Annotated in this window: 16 protein-coding genes; 7 read left to right on the top strand and 9 right to left on the bottom strand. The window is 73.8% G+C overall.

From position 1 onward, the window contains the following. The first annotated feature begins 40 nt into the window (after positions 1-40). Together BSL84_RS04070 and BSL84_RS04065 are read left to right on the top strand one after the other, a co-directional pair. On the top strand, positions 41-1231 hold the full coding sequence (locus BSL84_RS04070) for an acyl-CoA dehydrogenase family protein (RefSeq protein WP_052680684.1): 1191 nt from the start codon (positions 41-43) through the stop codon (positions 1229-1231). Further along, on the top strand, positions 1228-2373 hold the full coding sequence (locus BSL84_RS04065; protein ID WP_075969824.1) for an acyl-CoA dehydrogenase family protein: 1146 nt from the start codon (positions 1228-1230) through the stop codon (positions 2371-2373). Before BSL84_RS04070 ends, BSL84_RS04065 begins: the two co-directional genes overlap by 4 nt. Positions 2374-2450: 77 nt before the next feature. On the opposite strand, the gene BSL84_RS04060 is transcribed toward BSL84_RS04065, so the two are convergent. The 6 genes from BSL84_RS04060 to BSL84_RS04035 form a co-directional block, all read right to left on the bottom strand. Continuing rightward, positions 2451-3032: a GNAT family N-acetyltransferase gene (locus BSL84_RS04060; protein ID WP_030032450.1), complete on the bottom strand. Its 582-nt coding sequence runs from the start codon at positions 3030-3032 to the stop codon at positions 2451-2453. Between the two features lie 50 nt (positions 3033-3082). Then, on the bottom strand, positions 3083-4129 hold the full coding sequence (locus BSL84_RS04055) for a threonine aldolase family protein (RefSeq protein WP_045323566.1): 1047 nt from the start codon (positions 4127-4129) through the stop codon (positions 3083-3085). Beyond that, entirely contained in the window at positions 4126-4815 is a 690-nt protein-coding gene (locus BSL84_RS04050) for a DUF2461 domain-containing protein (RefSeq protein ID WP_075969823.1), read from the bottom strand. Before BSL84_RS04050 ends, BSL84_RS04055 begins: the two co-directional genes overlap by 4 nt. Further along, complete coding sequence (gene glyA, locus BSL84_RS04045; protein ID WP_078849191.1) at positions 4812-6212, bottom strand: serine hydroxymethyltransferase; 1401 nt, start codon at positions 6210-6212, stop codon at positions 4812-4814. Before glyA ends, BSL84_RS04050 begins: the two co-directional genes overlap by 4 nt. 54 nt (positions 6213-6266) lie before the next feature. Continuing rightward, complete coding sequence (locus BSL84_RS04040) at positions 6267-9557, bottom strand: non-ribosomal peptide synthetase (RefSeq protein ID WP_075969822.1); 3291 nt, start codon at positions 9555-9557, stop codon at positions 6267-6269. 89 nt (positions 9558-9646) lie between these two features. Then, positions 9647-11521 (bottom strand): AfsR/SARP family transcriptional regulator, encoded by a 1875-nt coding sequence (locus BSL84_RS04035; protein ID WP_078849193.1) that lies wholly within the window; start codon positions 11519-11521, stop codon positions 9647-9649. Positions 11522-11720: 199 nt separating this feature from the next. Between BSL84_RS04035 and BSL84_RS35975 the strand changes: the two genes are divergently transcribed. Continuing rightward, positions 11721-11927 (top strand): hypothetical protein, encoded by a 207-nt coding sequence (locus tag BSL84_RS35975; RefSeq protein ID WP_158880138.1) that lies wholly within the window; start codon positions 11721-11723, stop codon positions 11925-11927. Positions 11928-12062: 135 nt separating this feature from the next. Here the strand turns inward: BSL84_RS35975 and BSL84_RS04030 are convergent, their stop codons facing one another. Both BSL84_RS04030 and BSL84_RS36405 read right to left on the bottom strand, forming a co-directional pair. Further along, complete coding sequence (locus BSL84_RS04030) at positions 12063-15113, bottom strand: AfsR/SARP family transcriptional regulator (protein WP_078849194.1); 3051 nt, start codon at positions 15111-15113, stop codon at positions 12063-12065. Between the two features lie 138 nt (positions 15114-15251). Continuing rightward, entirely contained in the window at positions 15252-15722 is a 471-nt protein-coding gene (locus BSL84_RS36405) for a MarR family winged helix-turn-helix transcriptional regulator (RefSeq protein WP_030030716.1), read from the bottom strand. 369 nt (positions 15723-16091) lie between these two features. Between BSL84_RS36405 and BSL84_RS04020 the strand changes: the two genes are divergently transcribed. Next, the gene (locus tag BSL84_RS04020) at positions 16092-17594 is read left to right on the top strand and encodes an FUSC family protein (RefSeq protein WP_045323569.1); all 1503 of its coding nucleotides are present in this window, start codon (positions 16092-16094) and stop codon (positions 17592-17594) included. On the opposite strand, the gene BSL84_RS04015 is transcribed toward BSL84_RS04020, so the two are convergent. Further along, the gene (locus tag BSL84_RS04015) at positions 17584-19881 is read right to left on the bottom strand and encodes a HelD family protein (RefSeq protein ID WP_075969819.1); all 2298 of its coding nucleotides are present in this window, start codon (positions 19879-19881) and stop codon (positions 17584-17586) included. The two genes, BSL84_RS04020 and BSL84_RS04015, sit on opposite strands and share 11 nt — an antisense overlap. Before the next feature lie 139 nt (positions 19882-20020). Here BSL84_RS04015 and BSL84_RS04010 point away from each other — a divergent pair, with 139 nt between their 5' ends. From BSL84_RS04010 to BSL84_RS04000, 3 genes are all read left to right on the top strand, one after another. Next, positions 20021-20608, top strand: a complete 588-nt coding sequence (locus BSL84_RS04010; protein ID WP_075969818.1) for a GNAT family N-acetyltransferase — start codon at positions 20021-20023, stop codon at positions 20606-20608. 275 nt (positions 20609-20883) lie between these two features. Beyond that, positions 20884-22020, top strand: a complete 1137-nt coding sequence (locus BSL84_RS04005; protein WP_030030617.1) for a nitric oxide synthase oxygenase — start codon at positions 20884-20886, stop codon at positions 22018-22020. 55 nt (positions 22021-22075) lie between these two features. Beyond that, positions 22076-23143 (top strand): lactonase family protein, encoded by a 1068-nt coding sequence (locus BSL84_RS04000; protein ID WP_045323571.1) that lies wholly within the window; start codon positions 22076-22078, stop codon positions 23141-23143. Positions 23144-23309 lie beyond the last annotated feature (166 nt).

The following is a 23309-nucleotide window of genomic DNA, read 5'->3' as shown; positions in this document are numbered from 1 at the left end:
CCACCCCCCGACCCACCCAGACCCGCCAAGGGAGTTGCCCGTGCTCACCACCGAGTTCTACCGCGCGCCCGCGGACTGCGGGCTCGTACGGAGCGGGGCCGACGTGCCCCGCACCCCCATGCGGGCCCTGCGCGAGGACATCCACGACATCCTGGTCTCCGCCCCCGTCGCCGAGGCCCGGCGCACCCGCGACCCCCGGCCCATCCACCGGGCCCTGGGCGAACGCGGCCTCCTCGCACCCCAGTGGCCCGAGGAGTACGGAGGCCGCGGCGTCAGCCAGGTCGCGGCCGCCGTACTGGTCGAGGAACTCGCCATGCACGACGTCCCCGACCTGCTGCACACGCTCACCGTGCAGATCGTCGGCTCCACCCTGCTCAACGTCGCGAGCCCGCAGATGAAGGCGCGCCACCTGCCGGGCTTCGCCGACGGCACCTCCTTCGGCTGCGTGCTCTTCAGCGAACCGCAGGCCGGCTCCGACCTCAACATCCTCTCCACCCGCGCCGTCTCCGACGGCAAGGGCGGCTACAAGCTCTACGGCACCAAGGTCCACTCCCTCTTCGCCCGCTTCGCCGACTACGGGCTCTGCCTGGCCCGCGGCGAGGACGACGCCTTCAGCCTCTTCCTCGTGCCCCTGGCCCAGCCCGGCGTCACCATCCGGCAGATACCCGGCATCGGCGACGACGCCTTCCACGAGGTCGCCCTCGACGGCGTGGCCGTCACCGCCGACGACGTCGTCGGCGGCATCGGCCAGGGCTGGGCGATCGTCGTCAAGACCCTCGCCTTCGAACGCACCGGCCTCGACTACTACGTCAAGGCGCTGCGCTGGTACCGGGCCGCCGTCGAACGGCTGGAGGCCCACACCGACCGGCTGGAGGCCGGCCAGCACGACCAGATCGGCCTGGCCAAGCTCAACGCCCGGCTGCTCGCGGCGGGCACCCTGGTGCGCCGCGTCCTCACCCGCCTCGACCGGGGCGAGCTCAACGAGGACGAGGCCGCCGCCGCGAAGTGGTACACCACCGAACTCGCCGCGGAGGTGGCCTGGTGGGCCGCCGAACTCGACGGCGACACCAGCATGACCCTCGACGACCCGGAGGTCGACGGGGTGGCACACCCACTCGATTCGGCGATGCGTGAAGCCCCGGGGATGCGGATATCCGGCGGCACCGCCGAAATGATGCTGGAGACGCTGGCCCGGCTGCGTCTCGACTCAGGGGCGGAGGTACGGCCATGACGACCCAGGCGGTCAACGGCAGAGGTACGGACGGGGCGGCCGGCGAGGCGCCCGAGCGGTGGCGGGAGCGGGAGGACGAGGACTCGCTCTTCCGGCAGCTCCGGCTCACCGTACGGCAGGGCCTGGAAGTCGACGGGGACACCCCCGCCGGCGCCTGGGAGGCACTGACCCAGGTCGGAGCCTGGGAGTTCGCCCTCCCCATCGACAAGGAGGGCCTCGACCTCGGCCAGGCCGTCCTCGCCATGGTCTGCGAGGAGACCGGCAACGCGATGCAGCCCGTCCCGCTCGCCGACACCCTCCTCGCGCTCGACCTGCTCTCCGCCCTCGGCCCCCTCGCCCCCGAGGGCACCGACGACCGGCTCGACCGGGTGCGCGCCGGGGAGCTCCAGCTCGCCGTCCCGGGCCGGCTGCCCGACCCGCGCGGAGCCGTGCCGCCGGGCATCGCCTGGAAACCGGACGGCGACGGCGGCGGCGTCGTCCTCACCGGCACCGGCGGCCCGTTCGCCGCCGGCGTCGGGGCGGACGCCCTGCTGGTCCTGGCGAGCGGCCCCGACGGGCCCTGCGTCGCCCTCGTCGACCTGCCCGCGCAGGGTGTCACCGTACGCCCGCTGCGCGACCACGGAGGGGGAGCCGTCGCCGGAGCCGTCTTCGACGAGGCCCGGATCCCGGCCGACTCGGTGCTGCTGCGGGGGCTCGCCGCCGAACACGCCCTCGCCCGCGTCGGCCTGCGCGCCGCCGTCCACCAGGCGTCGCTGCTGGCCGGCATCACCGCGGCCGCCCTGACCGCCGTCGTCTCCCGGATCCGCGGACGGCAGCAGTTCGGCCAGGCCCTGGTCAAGCACCAGGGACCCCGGCTGCGGGTGGCCGGGCTCCTGGCCCGGCTCGACGCCGTCCGCTGGGCCGTCGGTGACGCCGCCCGCGACCTCGACGAGGGCCGGCTCACCCCGGGCGAGGCGGCGGGGCTCATCGCCCTCACCGCCGAGACCACCCTCGACGTGACCCGTGACGCGGTGCACCTGCACGGAGCCTCCGGACTCGTACGGGACGGCCTGGTGGCCGGCTGCTACCGGCGCGCGGCCTGGGAGGCCCTGCGCTGCGGGCGCCCCGCCCAGCTGTGGGACATCGCGGCCCACACCCCCTGACCGGCACCCGCCGGACACGGGGAAGGGGCCCCCGCACTGCGGGAGCCCCTTCCCCGGGCATCGGGCGGCGGTGCCGGTCAGACCAGGTCGCGGCGCACGATCCAGCGGTGCCGCTTGTCGCTCTTGGCCTCGGTGCGCTGGATCCGGCGGAAGCCGGCCCGCTCGAACATGTCCATCGTCCCGACGTAGGCGAGGGTCGGGTTCACCCGGCCGCCCTCGGGATCCACCGGATAGCCCTCGACGGCGGGTGCGCCGTTCTCCCGGGCGTGCTCGACGGCCCCCTCCAGCAGACCCGAGGCGACCCCCTTGCCGCGGAACTCCTTGCGCACGACGAAACAGGTCACCGACCACACGGGCACGTCGTCCACCGGCGTGATGGTCTTGGACGAGGTGAGCCGGTCGAGCTGGCGGCGCGGTGCCACGTTGCACCAGCCGGCCACCTCGCCGTCCAGGAAACCGAGGACCCCCGGCGGAGGGTCCGCTTTCTCGGTGAGGGTGCGCAGGTGCTCGCCCCGCTCCTGCGCGGTCATCCGCCCGTAGTCGCCGGTGGACAGCCGCCACGCCATGCACCAGCACGTGTGCGCGCTCGGCTTCGGCTGGAGCACCTTGCGGACGTCGTCCCACAGATCCGCCGTGGCGGGCCGGACTTCTAAACTCATGCTGCTACTTCGCTCTCTTCCGCTTCTTACGAACGTCCCGCGGCGCGCTCTCACGCACCGGCGGCGACGACATCTGCCATGACGGCGGTCAGCACCTCGACGGCGCGCCGACACGCCTTGCGTCCTGCGTCCAGATGGGTGACCAGCCGGACGGTGTCCGGGTCCGGGGCGGTCACCAGCACTCCTTCCTGTGCGGCCCGCACGACGACCTCGTCGGCGCCCGGCACCCCGACGAGGACGATGTTGGTCTCGGGCGGGCGCACGGCGAAACCCGCGTCCCGCAGCCCCGCCGCCAGCAGCGCGGCGTTCTCGTGGTCCTCCGCGATCCGCTCCACATGGTGGTCCAGGGCGTACAGCCCCGCAGCGGCCAGGATGCCCGACTGCCGCATGCCGCCGCCCAGCCCGTGCCGCAGCTTCCGCGCCCTGGGCAGGTGTTCGGACCGCAGCAGGAGCACCGAACCGACCGGCGCCCCCAGCCCCTTCGACAGGCACACGGACAGCGAATCCGCCGTCTCCCCGTACCGCGCGGCCTGAGTCCCGGTCGCGGCCATCGCGTTCCAGATCCGGGCGCCGTCCATGTGGACCGCCACCCCCGCACCCGACGTCAGCTCGCGCACCGCCCGCAGCGTCCCCAGTGGATGGACGGTGCCGCCGGCCCGGGTGTGGGTCTGCTCCACCTCCACCGCGCGCGTGCCCAGCGTGTACGCGTTCCCCCGCCGAAGCACCCCCGCCAGCAGCTCAGGGGTGACCACCCCCCGCTCGGCCGTCACCGTACGGGTCTGGATCCCGCCGTAGCGGGCCGGGGAGGCCTCCTCGTGGGCCAGGACGTGCGCCTCGGCGTCGCACACCAGCTCCTCGCCCGGAGCGACGAGGAGCTGGAGCGCGATCTGGTTGGCCATCACCCCCGACGGTGTGAACAGCGCCGCCGGAAAGCCGAAGAGCCCGGCGACGCGCTCCTCCAGGGCGCGGACGGTCGGATCCTCCCCGAAGAGGTCGTCGCCGACCTCCGCGCCGGCCATCGCGGCCCGCATCCCGGGACCCGGCCGGGTCACCGTGTCACTGCGCAGGTCGGCGACACCGCAGCCAACTGTGGTCATGACGGATCGTCAACTCCTCGTTCTCGGGGCGTGGGGGTGAGCTCACGGGCCGCCAGCCAGTCCAGCAGCGGCCGTACCAGCAGCCAGGTCTCCCGTACGAGTTCCCCGGCCCGCGCCGTGTGCAGGCCGGCGGCCGGACCGTAGCGGCGCCCCGCGTCGATCTTGCGGTGGCGCAGCAGGTCCAGCCGCGGGTGGTCCGCGGGCACCCCCCGCGGCCGGGACTTCAGCCGGTCCCCGCCGAGGACGAAGCCCTGCTCCGCGAGCCGGCCGGTGATCGCCGCCAGCTCCGCGCCGCCGTCCTCCTCCTCGACGGCGCCACGGTAGCGGGCGACCTCGGCCCCGGCGTACGGGTACCAGCGGCCGGAGGCGTACAGCCCGTCCCGGTCCAGGTGCACCCACAGGCCCAGGCAGGGCAGCAGGTCCAGATAGGCGCCCTGGTAGGTCTTGTACGGGGACTTGTCGTGGGACATCCGGGTGTCCCGGACCGGGCCGAGCACCTGCACCCCGGCCGGCCCGGCCCACTCCGCGAAGAACGTGCCCAGTTCAGCGGCCAGCTCGTCCATCGGCGCACGTACGTCACGCTCGTACCGCTCGCGGTGGCGCAGCCGCCACGCCTCCTTGCTGTTGTCGGCCGCGAGGTCCTCGTACAGGCGCAGTGCCGAGGGCGGGAAGCCGCTGAAGGTCACGTCAGGTACCCCGGCAGGGGGTGGGTGGCGCACAGCTCGGAGACCCGGGAGCGGACCCGGTCGCGCAGCGCGTCCGGCAGCACGCCGCCAGGCGCGGCGAGCGCCGTCAGCACGTCCGCGACCAGGTCGGCGCACTCGGCGGCCACCGTCCGGTCCATCCCGCGCGCGGCCAGCGTGTTCGTCCCCAGCCGCAGGCCGCCCGTCACCCGGACCGGTGTGGTGTCCCCGGGGACGCGGTTGCGGTTGACGACGATCCCGCAGGACTCCAGGGCCTCCTCCGCCACGTCCCCGGTGACGCCGGTGCCGCGCAGGTCGAGCAGCACCATGTGGGTGTCCGTACCGCCCGTGACCAGCCGGAAGCCCCGGTCCAGGAGGCGTTCCGCGATCGCCTGCGCGCCGTCGGCCAGCCGCTTGGCGACCTCCGCGAAGTCCGGGCTGGCCACGAAGTCCAGCGCGCGGGCCTTGGCCGCCACCGACGCGAGGTCGGGGGTGCCCTGGGTGAAGGGGAAGACGGCCCGGCGCAGGGTCGCGGCCAGGGTCCCGCGCTCCGGCCCCGCCCGGCGGGCCTCGCGGCCCAGCAGGATCAGCCCGCCGCGCGGACCGTACAGCTGCTTGTAGGTGCTGGTGGTGGTCACGTGGGCGTGGTCGACCGGGCTCTGGTGCAGGCCGGCCGCGACCAGTCCCGCGATGTGCGAGATGTCGGCCAGGAGGTAGGCGTTGGCCTCGTCGGCGATCTCCCGGAACCGGGCGAAGTCGATGCTGCGGGGGTAGGCGCTCGCCCCGCACACGATCAGCTTCGGCCGGTGCTCCAGGGCCAGTTCGCGGATCTGGTCGTAGTCGAGCAGCCCCTCCGGCGTCACCCGGTAGCCGTGGGCGCGGTAGTACCGGCCGGTCACCGAGGCGGGGGAGCCGTGGGTGAGGTGGCCGCCGCAGTCCAGGTCGAGGCCGAGCAGGGAGTCGCCCGGGCTCAGCAGCGCCGTGATCACGGCGAGGTTCGCGGATGATCCGGAGTGCGGCTGCACGATCGCGTCCTGCGCCCCGAAGGCCGCGCACGCCCGCTCGATCGCCAGGCGCTCGATGTCGTCGGCGACACCGCAGCCCGCGTGGTAGCGGTTGCCGGGATACCCCTCCGCGGTCAGGTTGCCCAGCGCGCTGCCCTCACAGGCCAGCACGGAGGGGTCCGCGACGCTGGAGGCCGCGACCATCATCAGCGTGTCGCGCTGGCGCGCCGACTCCCGGGCCAGCAGGTCGTAGAGGACGGAATCACGTTCTCTCAGCCGGGTGTTGGCGTGTGCGGCGAAATCGACCAGGTCCGGCGCGGGCGCCGCGGGCGGGCCGCCCCGGAGTCCGTCCTGGTCCAGTGGATCGGTGACGGGCGCGGGCAGGGTGAGACTCATGACTGTCCCCTCTCGGAATCGTCCGTGATGGCCGTACGGAACCGGGTCGTGTCCTCAGCCGTTCGCATCGGCGGTGTCCGTCTCCTCGGCCTCCAGCTCGCCGAAGGCCTCGGCGGCCCGGGCCGCCTCCGCGCCGTGCTGCTCGTCCGCGGCGATCTTCTCGGCCAGCTCGCGGACCACCGGGTTCTGGAACACGGTCTTGACCGGCACCGGCACCCCGAGCAGTTCCTTCAGCAGCCCCGCGAGCCGGGTCCCGCTGAGCGAATCGCCGCCCAGGGAGAAGAAGTTGTCCCCGGGCGCGACCCCGTCCAGGCCGAGGATGTCGGCGACCGCCGCGCACAGCACGAGCTCCAGCGCACTGCCCGGCGCGTCACCGCCGTCCCGTACGGCCGCGTCGTCGGCGGACTGCCGGCTCCCGGCGGAGGAGGCCAGCAGCAGCCGGTCGACCTTGCCGTTGCGGGTCAGCGGCAGCTCGTTCAGCGCGGTGATCGCGGCCGGCACCATGTAGCCGGGCAGCTGGGCGGCGAGCCGCTCCAGCACCCGGTCCGCCGCGCCGGCGTCGCAGCCGGCCCCGGCCACGACGAAGGCGTGCAGCCGGCGCACCCCGTGGGCACTGGCGGGCGCCACGACCACGGCCGCCTCCACCTCCGCGTCCTGGCGGAGCACGGCCTCGATCTCGCCCAGCTCGATCCGGTGCCCCTGGATCTTCACCTGGAAGTCGTCCCGGCCCAGGATCTCGATGCTGCCGTCCGGCAGGTACCGGCCCAGGTCACCCGTCAGATAGGCGCGTTCGCCCGTCTCCGGGAGGCGCACGAAGCGGCTCGCCGTGCGCTCGGCGTCGTTCCAGTAGCCGAGTGCGAGGCCGACGTCGCTGGCCACGGCCATCTCGCCGACGACGCCGAGCGGCCGCTCGTACGCCGCCCCGTCGACGATGTAGTAGCGCTGGTTGGTGATCGGCTTGCCGTACGGGATGCTCGTCCAGGACGGGTCGACCTCGCCGATCGGCTGGAACAGCGACCAGCAGATCGTCTCGGTGGGACCACCCGAGCCGACGACCTGGATCCGCGGGCTCTGCGCCCGCAGCCGGTCCGGCAGCGTCAGCGGGATCCAGTCGCCGGAGAGCACCGACAGCCGCAGGGACTCCAGCGGCCGTCCGCCGCCGCGCCGCTCGCGCACCTCCGCCTCGCCGACCAGCAGCTCCATCAGGACGGGTACGGAGTTCCACAGCGTGACCTGCTCGGCCTGTACCAGATCGGCCCACACGTCGGGCTCTGCGTGCTCGAACGGCGGCGGCACCACCACGGTCCCGCCCTGTGTGAGCACCCCGAAGACGTCGTAGATCGAGGCGTCGAAGTGCAGCCCCGAGATCGCCAGCAGCCGGTCCCGGGCCCCCACCCCGAAGCGCGTCGCGACGTCGCGGACCAGGTTGACCACGCCGATGTGGTCGACCATCACACCCTTGGGCTCGCCCGTCGAACCCGAGGTGAAAATCGTGTACGCGAGGTCCGCCGGGGTCTGCGCGATGTCTGGCCGGCTGGCGGTGCCGGTCTCGAAGTCCTTGTCCACCCGGTAGCGGCGGGCCGTGGGCGGCCAGCTGATCCGGGAGTCCAGCGAGGACTGCGTGAGGATCCGGTCGACCTTGGCCTCGGCGAGCAGCCGGCGCAGCCGCTCCGGCGGCACGGAGGCGTCCAGCGGCAGGTAGGCGGCGCCGGAGGCGAGGATCCCGTACACCGCGGCGTACTGCTCCCAGCCCTTCTCCATCACCACCGCGACCAGCTCACCCGGGGCCGCCCCGTGCTCGCGCAGCGTGTGCCCGATCCGCCAGGCGTAGGCGGCCAGTTCGGCGTAGCTGAGCCGCCGCCCGGAGGCGTCCACCACGGCCTCGGCGTCGGGCGTGAGCTCGGCCTGCCGGGCGAACAGCTCGTGCAGGGTGGTGTACGGGATCTGCCCCGCGGTGTCGTTGACCTGCCGGCGCAGCTCCCGCTCGGCCGGCGGGATCAGGTCGAAGCGGGCGGTGTGCAGGCTCTCCGGGTCCTCGGTGAGCCGCGTCAGCAGGTCCACGTACACGCCGAAGGCGGCGTCGACGAAGCCGGGCGCGAACGCACCGTCGACGAAGTCCCAGATGACGCGCAGCTCGCCGGCCAGCTCGCGCAGCTGCACGTCGAGGGTCACCTGCGGGGTCTGCGAGATCGAGTACACCTCCCGGCCCAGGTCCGTGACGGGGCGGCGCACCGGGTAGTCGAGCAGGCTGGTGACGACCACGGGCATCCCGGCCTGGGCGCCCACACCGTGCAGACGGGTCAGCTCCCGCAGCACGCGCACGCCGTTGAAGGAGCCGTGCTCCACGTCGCGGGCGAGCTGGTCGCGCAGGGCGTGCGCACGGTCCAGGAACGTCGCGCCCGAACCGTCGGCGGCGAGCATCACCGCGTTGGTGAAGTCGCCGAGGACGCCGGTGATGTCCGGGTGCACCGCCGGGCGCTGGAAGACCGGGTAGTTGATGGTGAAGTCCGACTCCTCGGCCCAGGCCCGGACCACCTCGGCGAAGGCCGCGGTGAGCAGCACCGACGGGGTCAGGCCGGCCCCGTGCGCCCGCTCGGTGAACCGCTGCCAGTCGGCGGGGGAGAGGCGGTGCTCGCGCCGGTCGAAGCGGACCTCGCCGCCGTCCCCGGCGGAGCCGCCCGTGGGCAGCGACGGGGCCGGCGGCAGGGTGGGCACGCGCTGCACCCAGTAGTCGCGGGCCGCCCGGAAGGGCTCGGTGTGCGGCAGGGCGTCGGCCCGCCAGCGGGCGTACTCGGCGAAGGAGATGCCGGGCTCCGGCAGGTCCGCGTCCGGGTCCTCGTACAGGTCGACCAGCTCGGGGAAGAGAACCTGGAAGGCGCTGGAGGCGTCCAGCACCTGCAGGTCGATCCCCAGGTGCACCCGGCCCAGGTTCTCCGGACCGCCCAGCCGGAAGATCCGCAGGTCGAACAGCGGCCAGCTGCCGACGGGGAAAACCGTGTGGCTCATCTCCTCGCGCACCGCCGCGAGCTGCTCGCGGGCCGCCTCCGCGGACAGGTGGCGCAGGTCGACGACCGGTATGTCGAAGGGCAGCGGGTCGGACGGCACCCACTGGGTGCCGTCCGTGCCGCCGACCGCGCGGAGCATGTCGTGCCGGGCGACCACCTTGCGCCAGGCGGTGGCGAACCGCTCCGGGTCGAGGTCGGCGCGCTCCCACTCGAAGTATCCGTAGCAGCCGATGCCGCCCATCTCGACGGCTTCGCCTCGCCCGATCATCAGTGCCTGCTGCGTCTCGGTCATCGGGAAGGACGCGGCACTGTCCGCGCGAGCGGGCAGGAGCTCGGTCATGGTCCAACTCCATTCGGTGTTACGGGCCGTGGGCTTGTGCGGGTCGGGTGGATACGGGCCGGGACGCCCTGCTGCGGGGCAGGGCGAGGCTAGGGGCGGTGAGTTAGCCGCCGGTTATGCTCCGTGCGGCCGGCCCGGTCGGCGGGCACCTGTGCCCGCCCCTCCTCCAGGGAGAGCGCGAAGAGCCGTACGAGCGGGTGGAAGAGGTAGCAGGGCTGCCCCCACTCGTCCGCGCCGCTGACCTCCAGCAGCGCCGCGTCGGCCAGCGCCTCCAGCAGCCGCTCGGCCTCCGCCTCCGACAGGTCCAGCGCCGTGGCCGCCTCCGCGGCCGGGAACGGCTCCGGACCCAGCGCGGCCAGTGCCGGGAACACCGCCCGCGCCTCGGGCTCCAGCGCACGCCAGGACGGCAGCAGGGCGGTGTGCACGTCCATGTCGCCCGAGTGCAGCTCCCGCAGCCGGGTGACCGGATCGGCCAGCCTGTGGGCGAGCCGGTCGGGGGTGCAGTGCGGCCGGGCCGCGATCCGGGTCCCGACGATCCGCAGCGCCAGCGGCAGGCCGGCGCAGTGCTCGACGATCGCGGACGCGGCGCGCGGCGCTCCCGCCACCCGGGCCGGACCGGCCGCCGCGGCCAGCAGTTCCAGCGAGTCCCGGGGCTCCAGCGGCGCGAGGGCCACGGTGTGCGCTCCGGCCACGGTCGGCAGAGCCGTGCGCCCGGTCACGAGCACCGCCGGCTCCGGGGTGTTGGGCAGCAGCGGACCGAGCTGGGCCGCGCCCGAGGCGTTGTCCAGCACGATGAGCAGCTGCCTGCCCCGGGTCCGCTCCCGGTAGAGGCGTACCAGCTGGTCCTGGTCGTCCGTGACCGGTACGTCCTCCGCCGGGCCCAGCGCCCGCAGCAGCCGGCGCAGTACCCGCGCGGGGTGCCTCGGGGTGCCGTCCGAGGCGCGCAGGTCGGCGTACAACTGCCCGTCGGGGAAGTGTCGTTGGCAGCGGTGGGCCGCGTGGACCGCCAGCGCGGTCTTGCCCAGCCCAGCCATCCCGGTGACCAGGACCCGCCGGGGACGTCCGGAGCCCTGCCCGTCGGGGGCCAGGGCGCGGCACACCAGCTCCAGCTCCGGCCCCCGGCCCGTGAAGTCGACGGTGTCCGGGGGCAGCATCGCCGGTGCCCCGGCCGACGGGCCGGACGCCCGCGGCCGGGCGCCCGCGCGTACGGCCGGGACGGAGCCGGGCCGCCGGTCGAGCGTGCCGTCCAGCAGCGCCCGGTAGGTGGCCTGCAGCTCCTCACCGGGGTTGACCCCGAGCTCGTCCGCGAGGACCGCCCGGCCGTGGTGGTAGAGGTGGATGGCGTCAGCCTGCCGCCCGGACCGGCACAACGCCGTCATCAGCTGGCAGCGGATGCGTTCGCGCAGCGGGAACTCGGCGACGAGCCCGGTGAGTTCACCGGTGATCTGCTCGTGCCGGCCGAGGGCGAGGTCCGCGGCGATGCGGTGCTCCAGCGTGACGGCCCGCGCCTCCGTCAGCCGCGGCGCCTCGGCGTCGGCGAGGTATTCCGTGGCGTTCGCGAAGGGCTGCCCGTTCCACCGGGCCAGGGCGCCGCGCAGCAGCTCACCGGCCGTCTCGAAGTCCTCTTTGGCCAGTGCCTCGCGGCCGCCGAGCGCCAGCTTCTCGAATTCGTTCAGGTCGAGGGTCGCATTACCGATGCTCATGGCATATCCCGGCGGTCTGCGATCGATCACCACTTCGGTGCCGAGAATCTTGCGCAGGCGCGAAATATAGGTGTAGAGCTGTGCGCTGACGGTGGCCGGGGGTGCCCAGCCCCACAGCAGCCGGCACAGCCGGTCGTCCGACACGACCTCTTCGCGGGCCAGGAGGAGCGCCGCGAGCACGGTGTGCAGCTTCGCCCCGGAGAACGCGACCCGGTGGCCGTCCCGCCGTACCTCTACTGGCCCGAGCACTCGGAATTCCATGTACCGCCCCATCCGTGATTCCTGAGAAGAATCTTCGAACGAAGGTAGAGGAGTGCGTTGTCCCCTCGATATCGTGGCGATTTCGCGGGGGGCTCGGGTCATGAAATCGATGGAACACGGAAGAGAAAGGAGCCGTCCCTACTGTTCCATTCGTGCCGCAGCGAGCGGCAGTGATGATCCACCGAGAGGGGAATCCGAGATGCGCAGCACCCGGACGGCGAAGACGACGGCCGCTTGCCTGGTCGTTCTTGCGGGGATGTTCGTGGGCACGGGGGCCGCCACGGCCGTCACGGCGCAGGCGGGCACCAGCGTCCAGGCCGACGACATGCCCTGGGGCGTCGTCAAGCCGCTGCACCCCTCGCACCCGGGCCCCGCCGGCACGAACGGCGACATGCCCTGGGGCTGACCCCTCCGGTTCCGCAGCACCGCACCACCCCAGCACGGCACCACCGCAGCACCGCACCACCGGAGAACCGTTTCTCCGCAGGCACCGTACGTCCGCGCATTCCGCCGCCGCGGCCCGATCCGTACCGGACGGGCGTCAGTCCGCCGGATGCGCCAGCAGCTCCGTCAGCTCCTCCGGAGTGAAGGAACGATGCGGCAGCCCTCCTGGCCCCCCACCGCCCGGTGCCTCCACACCCCCCGCATCCCGCAAGGCCGCCAGCAGCCGGCCCGCCTGCGCCCGCCAGGGCTGCGCGCCGACCTCGCCGAAGGCGGCACAGGCCCGCCGGAACCTCTCCGCCGCCTCCGCGCAGCGGCCCCCGAGCGCGTCCACGCACCCGAGGTCCGTCTCCACCCGGGCGTACAGGAACCGGTCCGCCAGCTCGTCAGTGATCTCCAGGGCCTGCCGCAGCGTGTCCCCCGCCGCCTGCAGCAGGCCCTGGCTCCACTGCGTCTGCCCGAGGCCCCGCAGCGCGTGGGCCTCGCCGACCCGGTCGCCCTCACCGCGCGTCAGCCGCAGCACGGCGCCGAACGCCTCGGCCGCTTCGCCGAAATCCCCCGCGCGCAGCCTCACCTCGGCCAGCCGGTACACGCTCTGGGCCTCCGCCCGCACCGAGCCGGTACGCCGGCTCAGCGCCACCGCCCGCTCAGCCAGCGGCAGCGCGCCGCCCACGTTGCCCCGGTCCAGCTCGATCTGCGCCTGGAAACCGAGCAGATGGGCCTCGTTCCCGATGTCCCCGGAGTCGTGGAAATTGCCGAGCGCCGCCTCGCAGTACTCCAGCGCCCGCTCCCAGTCCCCCTGGAACCGCGCGCACATCGCCAGGTTCCGCAGGGCGAGCGCCGCCCCGCCCAGGTCGCCGGTGCCGCGCAGCAGCCGCAGCGCGGCCATGTTCCAGCCCTCGGCCTGTTCGTAGCGCCGCTGGTAGATCGCCAGCGACCCCAGGAGCCGCAGCATCGTCGCCTCGCCCGGCTCGTCGCCGGCCCGCCGCGCCGAGGCCAGGGCCTGCTCGGCGCTGCGCTGCCAGTCCTCCAGGTAGTTCTTCGTCTCGAAGTGCGGCACCGCGCTCTCGGTCAGCATCCAGGCGTAGCCGGCCCGGCCCGTCTCCGCCGCCTGGGCCACCACGTCGGTGACCGCGGTGCGCTCCGACTCGAACCAGTCCATCGGCGAGCCCAGCAGCTCGTCGGCGATCCCTCCCAGGAAGCCGGGGGCGGGCGCGGCCGCCCGGCCCACCGGGAAGTCCCGTCCGTCGATCCGCCGGTGCGCCTCCTCGGCCAGCCAGAGCCAGGCGCCGAAGGCGCGCTCCAGCGCCGCGTCCGACTCCCCCTCCGGCTCGTCCGACTCGGCCCGCTCACGCGCGAACAGCCGCAGCAGGTCCTGGAAGCGGTAGCGGGCCGCCCGGCCCGGCGCCGCCTCGGCCACCTCCAGCAGTTGGGCGTCGACGAGCTGGTCGATCAGCTCCTCCGCGTGCCACACCGTGGTGTCCAGTACGGCAGCCCCGGCCCACGCGGCGAAGTCCGCCGTGCGCAGCAGCCCGAGGCGCCGGTACATCCGGGCCGCCTCCGCGGGCAGGTCCCGGTAGGTGAGCCGGAAGCCGGCCCGCACCCCGCCCTCACCCGGGCTCAGCACGTCCAGCCGGGACCGGTGGTCGCGCAGCCGCTCCACCAGGCTCCGCACACTCAGGTTGGGCTTGGCCGCAAGCCGGGCCCCGGCGATCCGCAGCGCCAGCGGCAGGCAGTCGCACAGCGCCCCCAGCTGTTCCACCGCCACCGGGTCGCTGCCGAAGCGGTCCGCCCCGGCGAGTTTGATCAGCAGGGCCGTCGCCTCGGTCGGCTCCAGCATCCGAAGCCGGATGCTGAGCGCCGTGTAGTCCCCGGTCAGATCGCCCAGGTTCTCCCGGCTGGTGGCCAGCACCACGCTGCGCCCGCCGCCGGGCAGCAGTGGTCTGAGCTGCTGGAAGGAACGTACGTTGTCCAGGACGATCAGCGTCTTGCGGGTGCTGAGCAGACTCCGGAAGAGGGAGGCCCGCTCGTCGGGGTCGGCCGGGACCTGGGGCGCGGCCGTCCCCAGGGCGCGCAGGAAGCGGTCGAGGACGGCGGCGGGGGAGACCGGCGCCTGCTCCTCGTCGTAGCCGCGCAGATCGGCGAAGAGCTGGCCGTCGGGGAACTGGTCGGCGACCTGGCTCGCCCAGTGCACCGCCAGCGCCGTCTTGCCCACCCCGCCCACGCCGACGATCGCCGCCAGCGCCGGGGTGTGCGGGTTGTACGGCTCCTTCAGCAGCCGGTCCAGCGAGGCCATCTCCCGCTGCCGCCCCGTGAACGCCATGACGCCCGCGGGAAGTTGCGCGGGAACCGTGTGCACGGCGGCCGGCGCGGGAGCGGCCACGGCCGGGGGCCGGGTCAGTTCCGGGGAGTCCCGCAGGATCAGGTCGTGCAACTGCCGCAGACCCGGACCGGGCTCGATACCGAGCTGGTCGGTCAGTAACCGGCGGCCGGTCAGGAACACGTCGAGCGCCTCGGCCCGCTGGCCCGACCGGTACAGGGCGAGCATGAGGTGCTCGCGGCACTGCTCGCGCAGCGGGTGCCGGGACACCAGCTCGGTGAGCTCGCCGATGAGCGCGCGGTGGCGGCCGAGCTGGAGCATCAGCCCGGCGCGCTCCTCCATGAGCGTGAGCCTCATCTGCTCCAGCCGGGTCGCCTCGGCTTCCAGGCGGGAACCGGGCGTCTCGTCGAGGGCCGAGCCCCGCCAGATGCTCAGCGCCTCCTCGAACAGCGTGCAGGCCTCCTCGACGCGGCCGTGCCGGGCGGCGTCGCGACCCTGGTCGGCCCGCTCCAGGAACTCCTGGACGTCGACGCGGTGCTCGCCCTTGGCCAGCAGGTAGCCCGGGGGAGAGGTGATCAGCAGATCGGTCACACCGGCCTGCTTGAAGGTCTTGCGCAGGGTGGCCACGCAGATGGCGATCTGGTTGCGCGCCGTCGCGGGAGGCGAGTCCGGCCAGACGGCGTCCACCAGGGTGTCCACCGACACGACCCGGTCGGCATAGAGCACCAGCATCGCGAGGACCGTCGCCTGGCGCCGGCCGTTGATGCGCAAGGGGCCGTCGTCGGCCTGGACGAGCAACGGCCCCAGCAGTCTGAAGACAAACCGATTCAACAGGCCCCCCGCCTTGAAACCCCGCGTCAGGCGCGAACGGTACCGCAAAGAGGATTCCTCGGTGCAGTCAACTCTTGGGAAAAACAGCGGCGGTTTCAGGCCACCTTGTCCGTATAGCGGTAGGGGCGAGCAGGCTCCTCACGGAGAGTCGCCGCTGCCGGCCGAGGCCAGCGCGCCCGACAGCCCCCGAATGATCTCGGCCGTTCGCCGCACCTCCTCCTCGCCGCCCAGGCTCTCGCACAGGTGCCGCTCCGCTTCGGCCAGCCGGCAGTCGATCTCCCGCTTCGCGGCCGCGCCCCGCTCGGTGGCGGCGAGCAGTTTCGCCCGCCGGTGCGCCGGGTTGTCCAGGTAGACCGCCAGCCCCTGCCGTACGAGCAGATCGGCTATGCGCTGGACGCTCTGCCGGGTGGTACCCACCCGCCGGGCCACCTCCGAGACCGACAGGGGCTCCTCCGCCACCGTGCTGAGGACCTGCCAGCGCGCAGCGCTCAGACCGAACGCCGGCGCCATCCGGTCGACGGCCGCGGTGAACCGGCCGTTCAGCCGGAAGACGGCCACGGCGGCCCGGCTGAACGCCTCGGCCTCCCCGGACTCCGCAGTACGCGTCAACGCCGGTCCCCTTCCGTACGCCCTCCGGGTCGCTGCACGATAACAGCGCGTGGTCACGCGTACGAGAGCCGTACGGCGCCGGACCGTACACCCGGGGCCGCACTGGTCCGTTGGCAGACGCACGGCCGACGCGACTCGCCGGTAGCTGGGCCAATGGCCCTGACCCATGGCGTCGAGTTGAGCCAGTGGGCCCCCAGGTGCTTATCTGTGTCCTATCCATGTACTTACGGCGCCGCGCAGCGCCGGACGGCAACGAGGCCGGATCCGGAGCGCGGCGCCTTCGCCGTGCCCGTCCGCCGCCCACCACCCCCGGGCGGCGCCGGCCCGGCGCGCACCACTGCAGGGGGGCGGCACACCGCTGTGAAAAGGATGTTCGTAGCTCCGGATCCGGGGCGTCTGAGGCTCAGGACCTCGGCCCGCGCGGTGATCGGCGTCGCCGCCGCCGTCGCCCTCGCCGAACTGTGCGGCCTCTCCCTGACCGCCTCCATCACCGGCGGCCTCGCGGCACTGCTCGCACTCTTCACCGTCACCGACCCGACCGTGCGCCGCCAGACCGTCACCACCGCACTGCTGCCCGCGGCCGGATTCCCGGTCCTGGCCCTGGCCACCGCCCTGCACGGGGTGACGCCCCTCCGGGACGCCGCCTTCGTGCTCGTCGTCTTCTGCGGGGTCTACGCCCGCCGCTGGGGTCCGCGCGGACACGCGCTCGGCATCTTCGCGTTCATGAACTTCTTCATCACGCAGTTCCTGCACGCGCTGCCCGCCCAACTCCCCGAGCTGTACGCCGCCGTCGGCCTGGCCCTGGCCGCCTCCGCCGCCGTGCGGTTCCTGCTCTGGCCCATCGAGCGGCGCACCCCGCCGCCCGCCGCCCCCGCGCCCCTGCCCGGCCGCGGCCTGGCCCGGCACACCACCCGCCAGGCCGTCCAGGCGACCGCCGCCTGCGCCGTCGCCCTCGCCGTCGGCCAACTGCTCTCCGAGGACCGCTGGTACTGGGCCGTCGGCACCGCCTGGTGGATCTTCGTCAACACCGCCTCCCGCGGCGAGACCCTGGTCCGAGGCTTCCGCCGGGTCCTGGGCACCGTCGTCGGCGTGGCCGCGGGCGTACTGATCGCCATCCCGCTGGACGGCGCACCCCTGCCCACCGCCCTCCTCGTCGCCGCCTGCGTCTTCGGGATCTTCTACACGGCAGCCGTCTCGTACAGCTGGATGATCCTCGCGGTGACGCTGATGGCCGGGCTGCTCTACGGCCTGCTCGGTGTGCTGGACCCCGGCCTGCTCGTACTCCGCCTGGAGGAGACGGCCGTCGGCGCCGTGTGCGCCGCGCTCGCCGTGGTCCTCGTCCTGCCGGTCACCACCCACGCCACGAACGACGCGTGGATCCAGCGCGCCCTGCACTGCGTGCACGCCGCCACCGCCCAGGCCACCGCCCGCCTCGCCGGCTCCCCGGCGGCGGACCCCGCCCCGCACGCCGCCGAGCTGGAGACCCTGCTGGCCCGGGTCCGGATGGCGCTCGCACCGCTGGTCCACCCGCTCAGCCCGTTCCGGGCCCGCAAGGCCCGCGCCGGCCAGGTCATCGCCCTGCTGGACGACTGCGCCCGCGAGGTGCGCGGCCTGGTGGCCGTCGCCGCCCACCCGGACGCCGGCCACGACGCCCGCCTCGCCGCCGCCTGCTGGCGCGTGGAGGCGGCGGTACAGGCCCTGACCGCGGGCGAGCGGGAACTCGAAGGACCCGCGGCCACGCAGGCCACCGCCCCGCCCGCCGGCACCGCAGAGCCCGCGCTCGCCCACCTCCAGGGCCTGGAGCGGGCGCTCACCGAGCTCGCCACCCCGCTGGGCAGCGACCCCAAGGCGCCCTTCGTCATCAGCGCCTGAGCAGAGCACCCCAGGCCGGCGTCCGCTCCGCGGGCAGCCGGCCGGGGCTGTGCACCACCCCCAGGGCCTGGGTGGCCCGGGTCAGCGCCACGTACAGGTCGCTCGGCCCGAACTCCGCCGGCTCCACCACGATCACCGTGTCGAACTCCAGCCCCTTGGCCTGCCGCGGATCCAGCAGGACGACCTCCCGGGTCAGATCGGGCTCCGCGCCCTCCCGCACCCCCGGCAGCACCGCCGCCAGCGCCGCGTGCCGCTCCCGCGGCGCGATCACCGCGAGCCGCCCCTCGGCCGGCCGGTCCCGCTCCACGGCCTCCGCGACCGCCCCGGCGAGGTCCACCGCCTCCCGCGCCCACGGCCGCACCCCGGTGGACCGCACCGACCGCGGCGGCTCGAAGCCGGGATCGCGTTCGCGCAGCACGGCCGCCGCCACCTCCATGATCTCGGCCGGGGTGCGGTAGTTGACGCCCAGGCGGACCAGATCCCAGCGCTCGCCCACGTACGGCGCCAGGATCCGCTCCCAGGACCCGCAGCCCGCCTCGTCGCCGGTCTGCGCCGGATCCCCGACCAGCGTCATCGAACGGGTCGGGCAGCGCCGCATCAGCAGCCGCCACGCCATCTCCGACAGCTCCTGCGCCTCGTCCACGATGACGTGCCCGAAGGCCCACGTGCGGTCGGCCGCGGCACGCTCGGCGGTGCTGCGGTGGTCGGCCTCCTCGTGCCGCTCCGCCATCCGCTCGGCGTCGATGATGTCGTGCGCCGCCAGGTACTCGTTCTCCTCGTCCTCGAACTCGTACGACTGCGAGCCCGCGGACACGTCCAGCACCCCTTGCGCGTACGCGATGCGCCGCTGCCGCTGCCGCTCCTCGGCGGCCCGCAGCGCGCTGTCGTCCTCGCCGAGCAGCTCGGCGGCCTCGTCCAGGAGCGGTACGTCCGCCGGGGTCCACTCCGGCCGGGCCGACGGCGCTCGGCGGATCAGCCGGGCCTCGTCCGCGGGCAGGTGCGTGGGATCCGCCAGGAAGTCGGCGATCAGCCGCTGCGGGGTGAGGGAGGGCCACAGCGAGTCGATGGCCGCGTGCACGGCGCGGCTCGTCGCGATCTCCTTGCCCAGCTGGGCGACGTCGTCCGGGCCGAGCAGGTTCGGACCGCCGTACGGATCGGCGCCCAGCCGGTCGGCGAGCTGCGCGGTGAGCGCGTCGATGATCCCGAAGGCGAAGACGGGTCGCGCCTGGTTGTGCGGCAGCCCGGTGGCCCGGGCCCGGTCCCGCGCCTCGTGGGCCATCGTGCGGTCCAGCAGCAGGGTCCCGTAGTCGTCGTGGTCGATCTCCAGCGCCGCCTCGGGGACGGTGTCGTACTCCTCGCCGCTGTCCGCCGGCACGTGTTCCGGCAGCCGCTGCCGGTCGGCCACGACCCGGGCGAGGACCCGCGCCATCGAGGCACGGCCCTTGACCGCGGCGGCCCCGGGGCGTTCGGCGGCGGTGGCGTGGACACCGGGGAACAGCTCGCCCGGCGTGGACAGCAGCACGCCCGTCTCGCCGAGCGCCGGGAGCACCCCGCCGATGTAGCCCAGGAAGGCCGGGCCCGGCCCGACGATCAGCACCCCGCGCTTGGCGAGCAGCTCCCGGTGGGCGTACAGCAGGTACGCGGCACGGTGCAGGGCGACCGCGGTCTTGCCGGTGCCGGGCCCGCCCTCGACGACCAGCACCCCGCGGTGCGTGGAGCGGATGACCCGGTCCTGCTCGGCCTGGATGGTCCGCACGATGTCGTGCATGCGGCCGGTCCGGGCGGCGTCCAGCGCGGCCAGCAGCACCGCGTCCGCGTCGGCGCCCTCGTGGCCCGTGCGCTCCGCGTCGGCCAGGTCGAGGATCTCGTCGTGCAGGGCGGTGACCACCCGGCCCCGGCTGCTGATGTGCCGGCGGCGGCGCAGCCCCATGGGGGTGTGTCCGGTGGCCAGGTAGAAGGGGCGGGCGACCTCGGCCCGCCAGTCCAGGACCAGCGGTGTGCGTTCGGTGTCGTCGGCGCGGATCCCGATGCGGCCGATGTGGTGGTCGCCGCCGTCGGAGAACTCCAGGCGCCCGAAACACAGGCCGTTCTCCCCGGCATTCAGGGCGGACAGGAGACCGGACTGCTCGGCCACCAGGACGTCGCGCTCCAGGCGCGCCTGAAATCCGGTTCCCACGTCCCGCAAGGCCCCTTCGACCGCGTGTTCGGCCTGGTCGCGCAGGTCGTCGAGGCGCCGATAGAGATCGGTGACGAATTGCTGCTCTTTCCGGAATTCCTCGGTTGACAATTGCACTCCCGCCGCGATACAGTGTCCTCGTAAGCTTTCGCGCCCTCCTTGAAGAGGAAGTCGCGAACTGTTCAATATACGCCTTCTCCTCCCTCGGCAGCGAATTCGGCCGGGGGATTTTTTGCGTACGGTGGATTCCATGACCACCCCACACGGCCCGGGCGGCGCAGTCGTCTACCGCCTCGCCCGCCCCGAGGACGCCGGCGCCATCGAGGCCCTGGACAGCTCCTTCACCACCCCCACCGTCTTCGAGGTGGACGCCTCCGGCGACGGCTGGGGGTTCCTGCTCCGCGAAGTCCCCGTCGACCCGCCCCTGTACAAGGTGTTCCCGCCCGAGGAGCACGGCGAGCAGGGGTGCGCCGGCGCCCGGGGGCCCGACGTGGACGCGGACACGCGCACCTTCGTGGCCCTCGACGGCGGCGAGCTGTGCGGGTTCGCCGCCCTCGGCTACGCCGCCTGGAACCGGCGGCTGACCATCGAGGACATCGCGGTCGCGCCCGGCCACCGGGGCCGGGGGATCGGCAGCGCCCTGATGGAGCGTGCCGCCGACTTCGCCCGTGAACGGGGCGCGGAACACCTCTGGTTGGAGGTCAGCTCGGTCAACGCCCCCGCCGTGCACGCCTACCGGCGCATGGGATTCACCCTGTGCGGCCTCGACACGGACCTCTACGGCGGCACGCCCTCGGCGGGCGAGCGGGCCCTGTTCATGAGCCGCCCCTGCCGCTGACTCCCGGAACCCCGCCCGCGCCGGCCCGCGCCGACATGCCGACCCGCTGACCGCGCGCGGTGTGCCCGACGCCCCGTCACCTCACCGAATGCGCCGGATCGTACGCCTTCACGCCCCCTCCCGCAGCCCGATCCACGAGGATCACCCGGAGGAGTGTTCTGGGAGCTCACGCCGTACGCCGCTGACCTGCGGCAGGTACAACGGGTATTTGTTTACTGCACATTCATCCGGCACGTACAGGGTGGATCTGGTCGGACAGGGGGTAACCCGCCGGAATGGAAATCCTTCAACAGCGCTCCACCACCGCGCAGGTGTGGCAGGCGGCCGAGGAGTTCATCCGACTCTTCCACCGGGAGAACGCCGGCGCGGGTGATCCCCGCGCCCGGCTCGCCGCCGTGAGGGCAGAGCTCGCCGACACCGGAACCTATGTGCACACGCCCGCCGAGCTGGTCCACGGAGCGCGCGTGGCCTGGCGCAACAGCAACCGCTGCATAGGCAGGCTCTACTGGAACTCGCTGCGGGTCCGCGACCGCCGCGGGCTCACCGACGCCGACGCGATCGCCGCAGAGTGCTTCGAGCACCTGCGCGAGGCGACGAACGGCGGCCGTGTCAGGCCCACCATCACGGTTTTCGCCCCCGGGACCCCGGACCGGGCGGGGCCGGTGATCTGGAGCGAGCAGCTCGTCAGATACGCCGGCTACGGCGACCACCCCTCCATAACCGTCGGCGACGCCCGCAACGCCCCGCTGACGGAGGCCCTGCTCCAGCTCGGCTGGTCCGGCGGCGCCGGCACCCCCTTCGACCTGCTCCCGCTGGTGGTCCAGGGAGTCGACGACAAACCCCGCTGGTTCGACACCCCCGCTGACGCCGTCCTGGAGGTGCCGATCGACCACCCCGACGGCGCCGGCTGGTCCGACTGGGGCCTGCGCTGGCACGCCGTACCCGCCATCTCCAACATGTGCCTGGAGATCGGCGGCATCCACTACCCGGCCGCCCCCTTCAACGGCTGGTACATGGGCACGGAGATCGGCGCACGCAACCTCGCCGACACCGACCGCTACAACCTCCTGCCCGCCGTCGCCCGACGCCTGGGCCTGGACACCACCAGCGACCGCTCCCTGTGGAAGGACCGCGCCCTCGTCGAGCTCAACCGGGCGGTCCTGCACTCCTTCGACCGCGCCGGGGTCACCATCGCCGACCACCACAGCGAATCCCGGCGCTTCCTCTCCCACCTGGAACGGGAGGAGCGCAAGGGTCGTGAGGTGGGCGCGGACTGGTCCTGGATCGTGCCGCCGATCTCCGGTTCCGCCACCCCCGTCTTCCACCGCACCTACCAGGACCGGCCCAGCAGTACGGCCTACGTCCACCACCCCGGCGCGCGGGATCGGGCCCAGGGACGGGATTTGGTCTAGACCTTCTGTTACCGTCGGCTCCGGACGGATCCGACGGCGGTGAGAGGGGTTTCCTGTGGGCGGCGCTGACAGCACGGACCGAAGCGGCGAACACCGGGCCTACATCGGCTCCTTCACCTCGGGGGGCGGCCGCGGTGTGACCATCGCGACCGTGGATCCGAAGACCGGGGCGCTGACCCCGCTCTCGGTCGCCACCGCCGAGGATCCGTCGTACCTCGCCCTGGCCCGGGACACCGGCGTGCTGTACGCGGTGAGCGAGACCGAGCGGGGCGAGGTCACGGCCTTCCGGGCCACCGCCGGGGGCCTCGCCCCGCTGGGCGCCCCCGTGCGCGTCGGCGGCTCTGGACCCACCCATGTCAGCGTCGCGGGCCGCCGCCTGTTCACCGCCAACTACACCTCGGGCAGCGTCAGCAGCATCGAGCTGGCCGCCGACGGCAGCCCGGCCGGCCCGGCCCGCGTCCTCCCGCACCGGGGCTCCGGCCCCGACACCGCGCGGCAGGCGGGTCCGCACGCCCACCAGGTGCTGCCCGACCCGGCCGGCCGCTGGGTGCTCGGCGTGGACCTCGGCACCGACTCGGTACGGGTCTGCGTGCCGGACGTGGACACGGGCGGGCTGCGGGTGCACTCCGAGACGCCGCTGCGCGCCGGGACCGGGCCCCGCCACCTGGTCTTCCATCCGGAGGGCGGGACCGTCTACGTCCTGCACGAGCTGGAGCCGCAGGTGACCGTCTGCCGCTGGAACGGCGCATCGGGACACCTGGAACCGGTCCACGAGGTCCCGGTCGCCCCCTCGGGCACCTCAGGCGCCGCACGGGTGTATCCGTCGGCGATCGTGGCGTCGCCCGACGGCCGGTTCCTCTGGGCGGCCGTCCGCGGGGCGGACGTGATCGTCACGCTCTCGCTCGCCGACGGGCCGGAAAGGCCGCGGCCGGCCGGTGCGGTGGACTGCGGCGGCGCGTGGCCCCGGGACCTCGCCGTCAACGCCGCGGGGAGCCGCCTCTACGCGGCCAACGAGCACTCGGGCGACGTCACCTGGTTCGACGTGGACCCGCTGACCGGCCGGCCGCGGCGGGCGGGCTCGCTGCCCGTACCGGCCGCCACCTGTGTGGTCCTGGAGGCTTAGGGGCTGTATCGAGTTGCCCCGCGGCGTCGCGACGCCCGGCACGCACCCTCGGCGCACGAGCCGAATGTCCTGGTAGCTCCGCTACGAGGACATTCGTCCCGCACGCCGAGGGCACGCACCGAACGCCGCTCCTTGCTCCACGGGGCAACTCGATACAGCCCCTAGG

Source organism: Streptomyces sp. TN58, assembly GCF_001941845.1.
Taxonomy (GTDB): domain Bacteria; phylum Actinomycetota; class Actinomycetes; order Streptomycetales; family Streptomycetaceae; genus Streptomyces.
Note: the sequence above shows the minus strand (reverse complement) of the source record. Positions and strands in the feature narration are given on the sequence as shown.

Coding starts and splice junctions, on each gene's coding strand:
- BSL84_RS04060 (WP_030032450.1), bottom strand. CDS start 3,032: ATGAGTTTAGAAGTCCGGCCCGCCACGGCGGATCTGTGGGACGACGTC.
- BSL84_RS35975 (WP_158880138.1), top strand. CDS start 11,721: ATGCGCAGCACCCGGACGGCGAAGACGACGGCCGCTTGCCTGGTCGTT.
- BSL84_RS04005 (WP_030030617.1), top strand. CDS start 20,884: ATGGAAATCCTTCAACAGCGCTCCACCACCGCGCAGGTGTGGCAGGCG.
- glyA (WP_078849191.1), bottom strand. CDS start 6,212: ATGAGTCTCACCCTGCCCGCGCCCGTCACCGATCCACTGGACCAGGAC.
- BSL84_RS04020 (WP_045323569.1), top strand. CDS start 16,092: ATGTTCGTAGCTCCGGATCCGGGGCGTCTGAGGCTCAGGACCTCGGCC.
- BSL84_RS04040 (WP_075969822.1), bottom strand. CDS start 9,557: ATGACCGAGCTCCTGCCCGCTCGCGCGGACAGTGCCGCGTCCTTCCCG.
- BSL84_RS04010 (WP_075969818.1), top strand. CDS start 20,021: ATGACCACCCCACACGGCCCGGGCGGCGCAGTCGTCTACCGCCTCGCC.
- BSL84_RS04065 (WP_075969824.1), top strand. CDS start 1,228: ATGACGACCCAGGCGGTCAACGGCAGAGGTACGGACGGGGCGGCCGGC.
- BSL84_RS04035 (WP_078849193.1), bottom strand. CDS start 11,521: ATGGAATTCCGAGTGCTCGGGCCAGTAGAGGTACGGCGGGACGGCCAC.
- BSL84_RS04055 (WP_045323566.1), bottom strand. CDS start 4,129: ATGACCACAGTTGGCTGCGGTGTCGCCGACCTGCGCAGTGACACGGTG.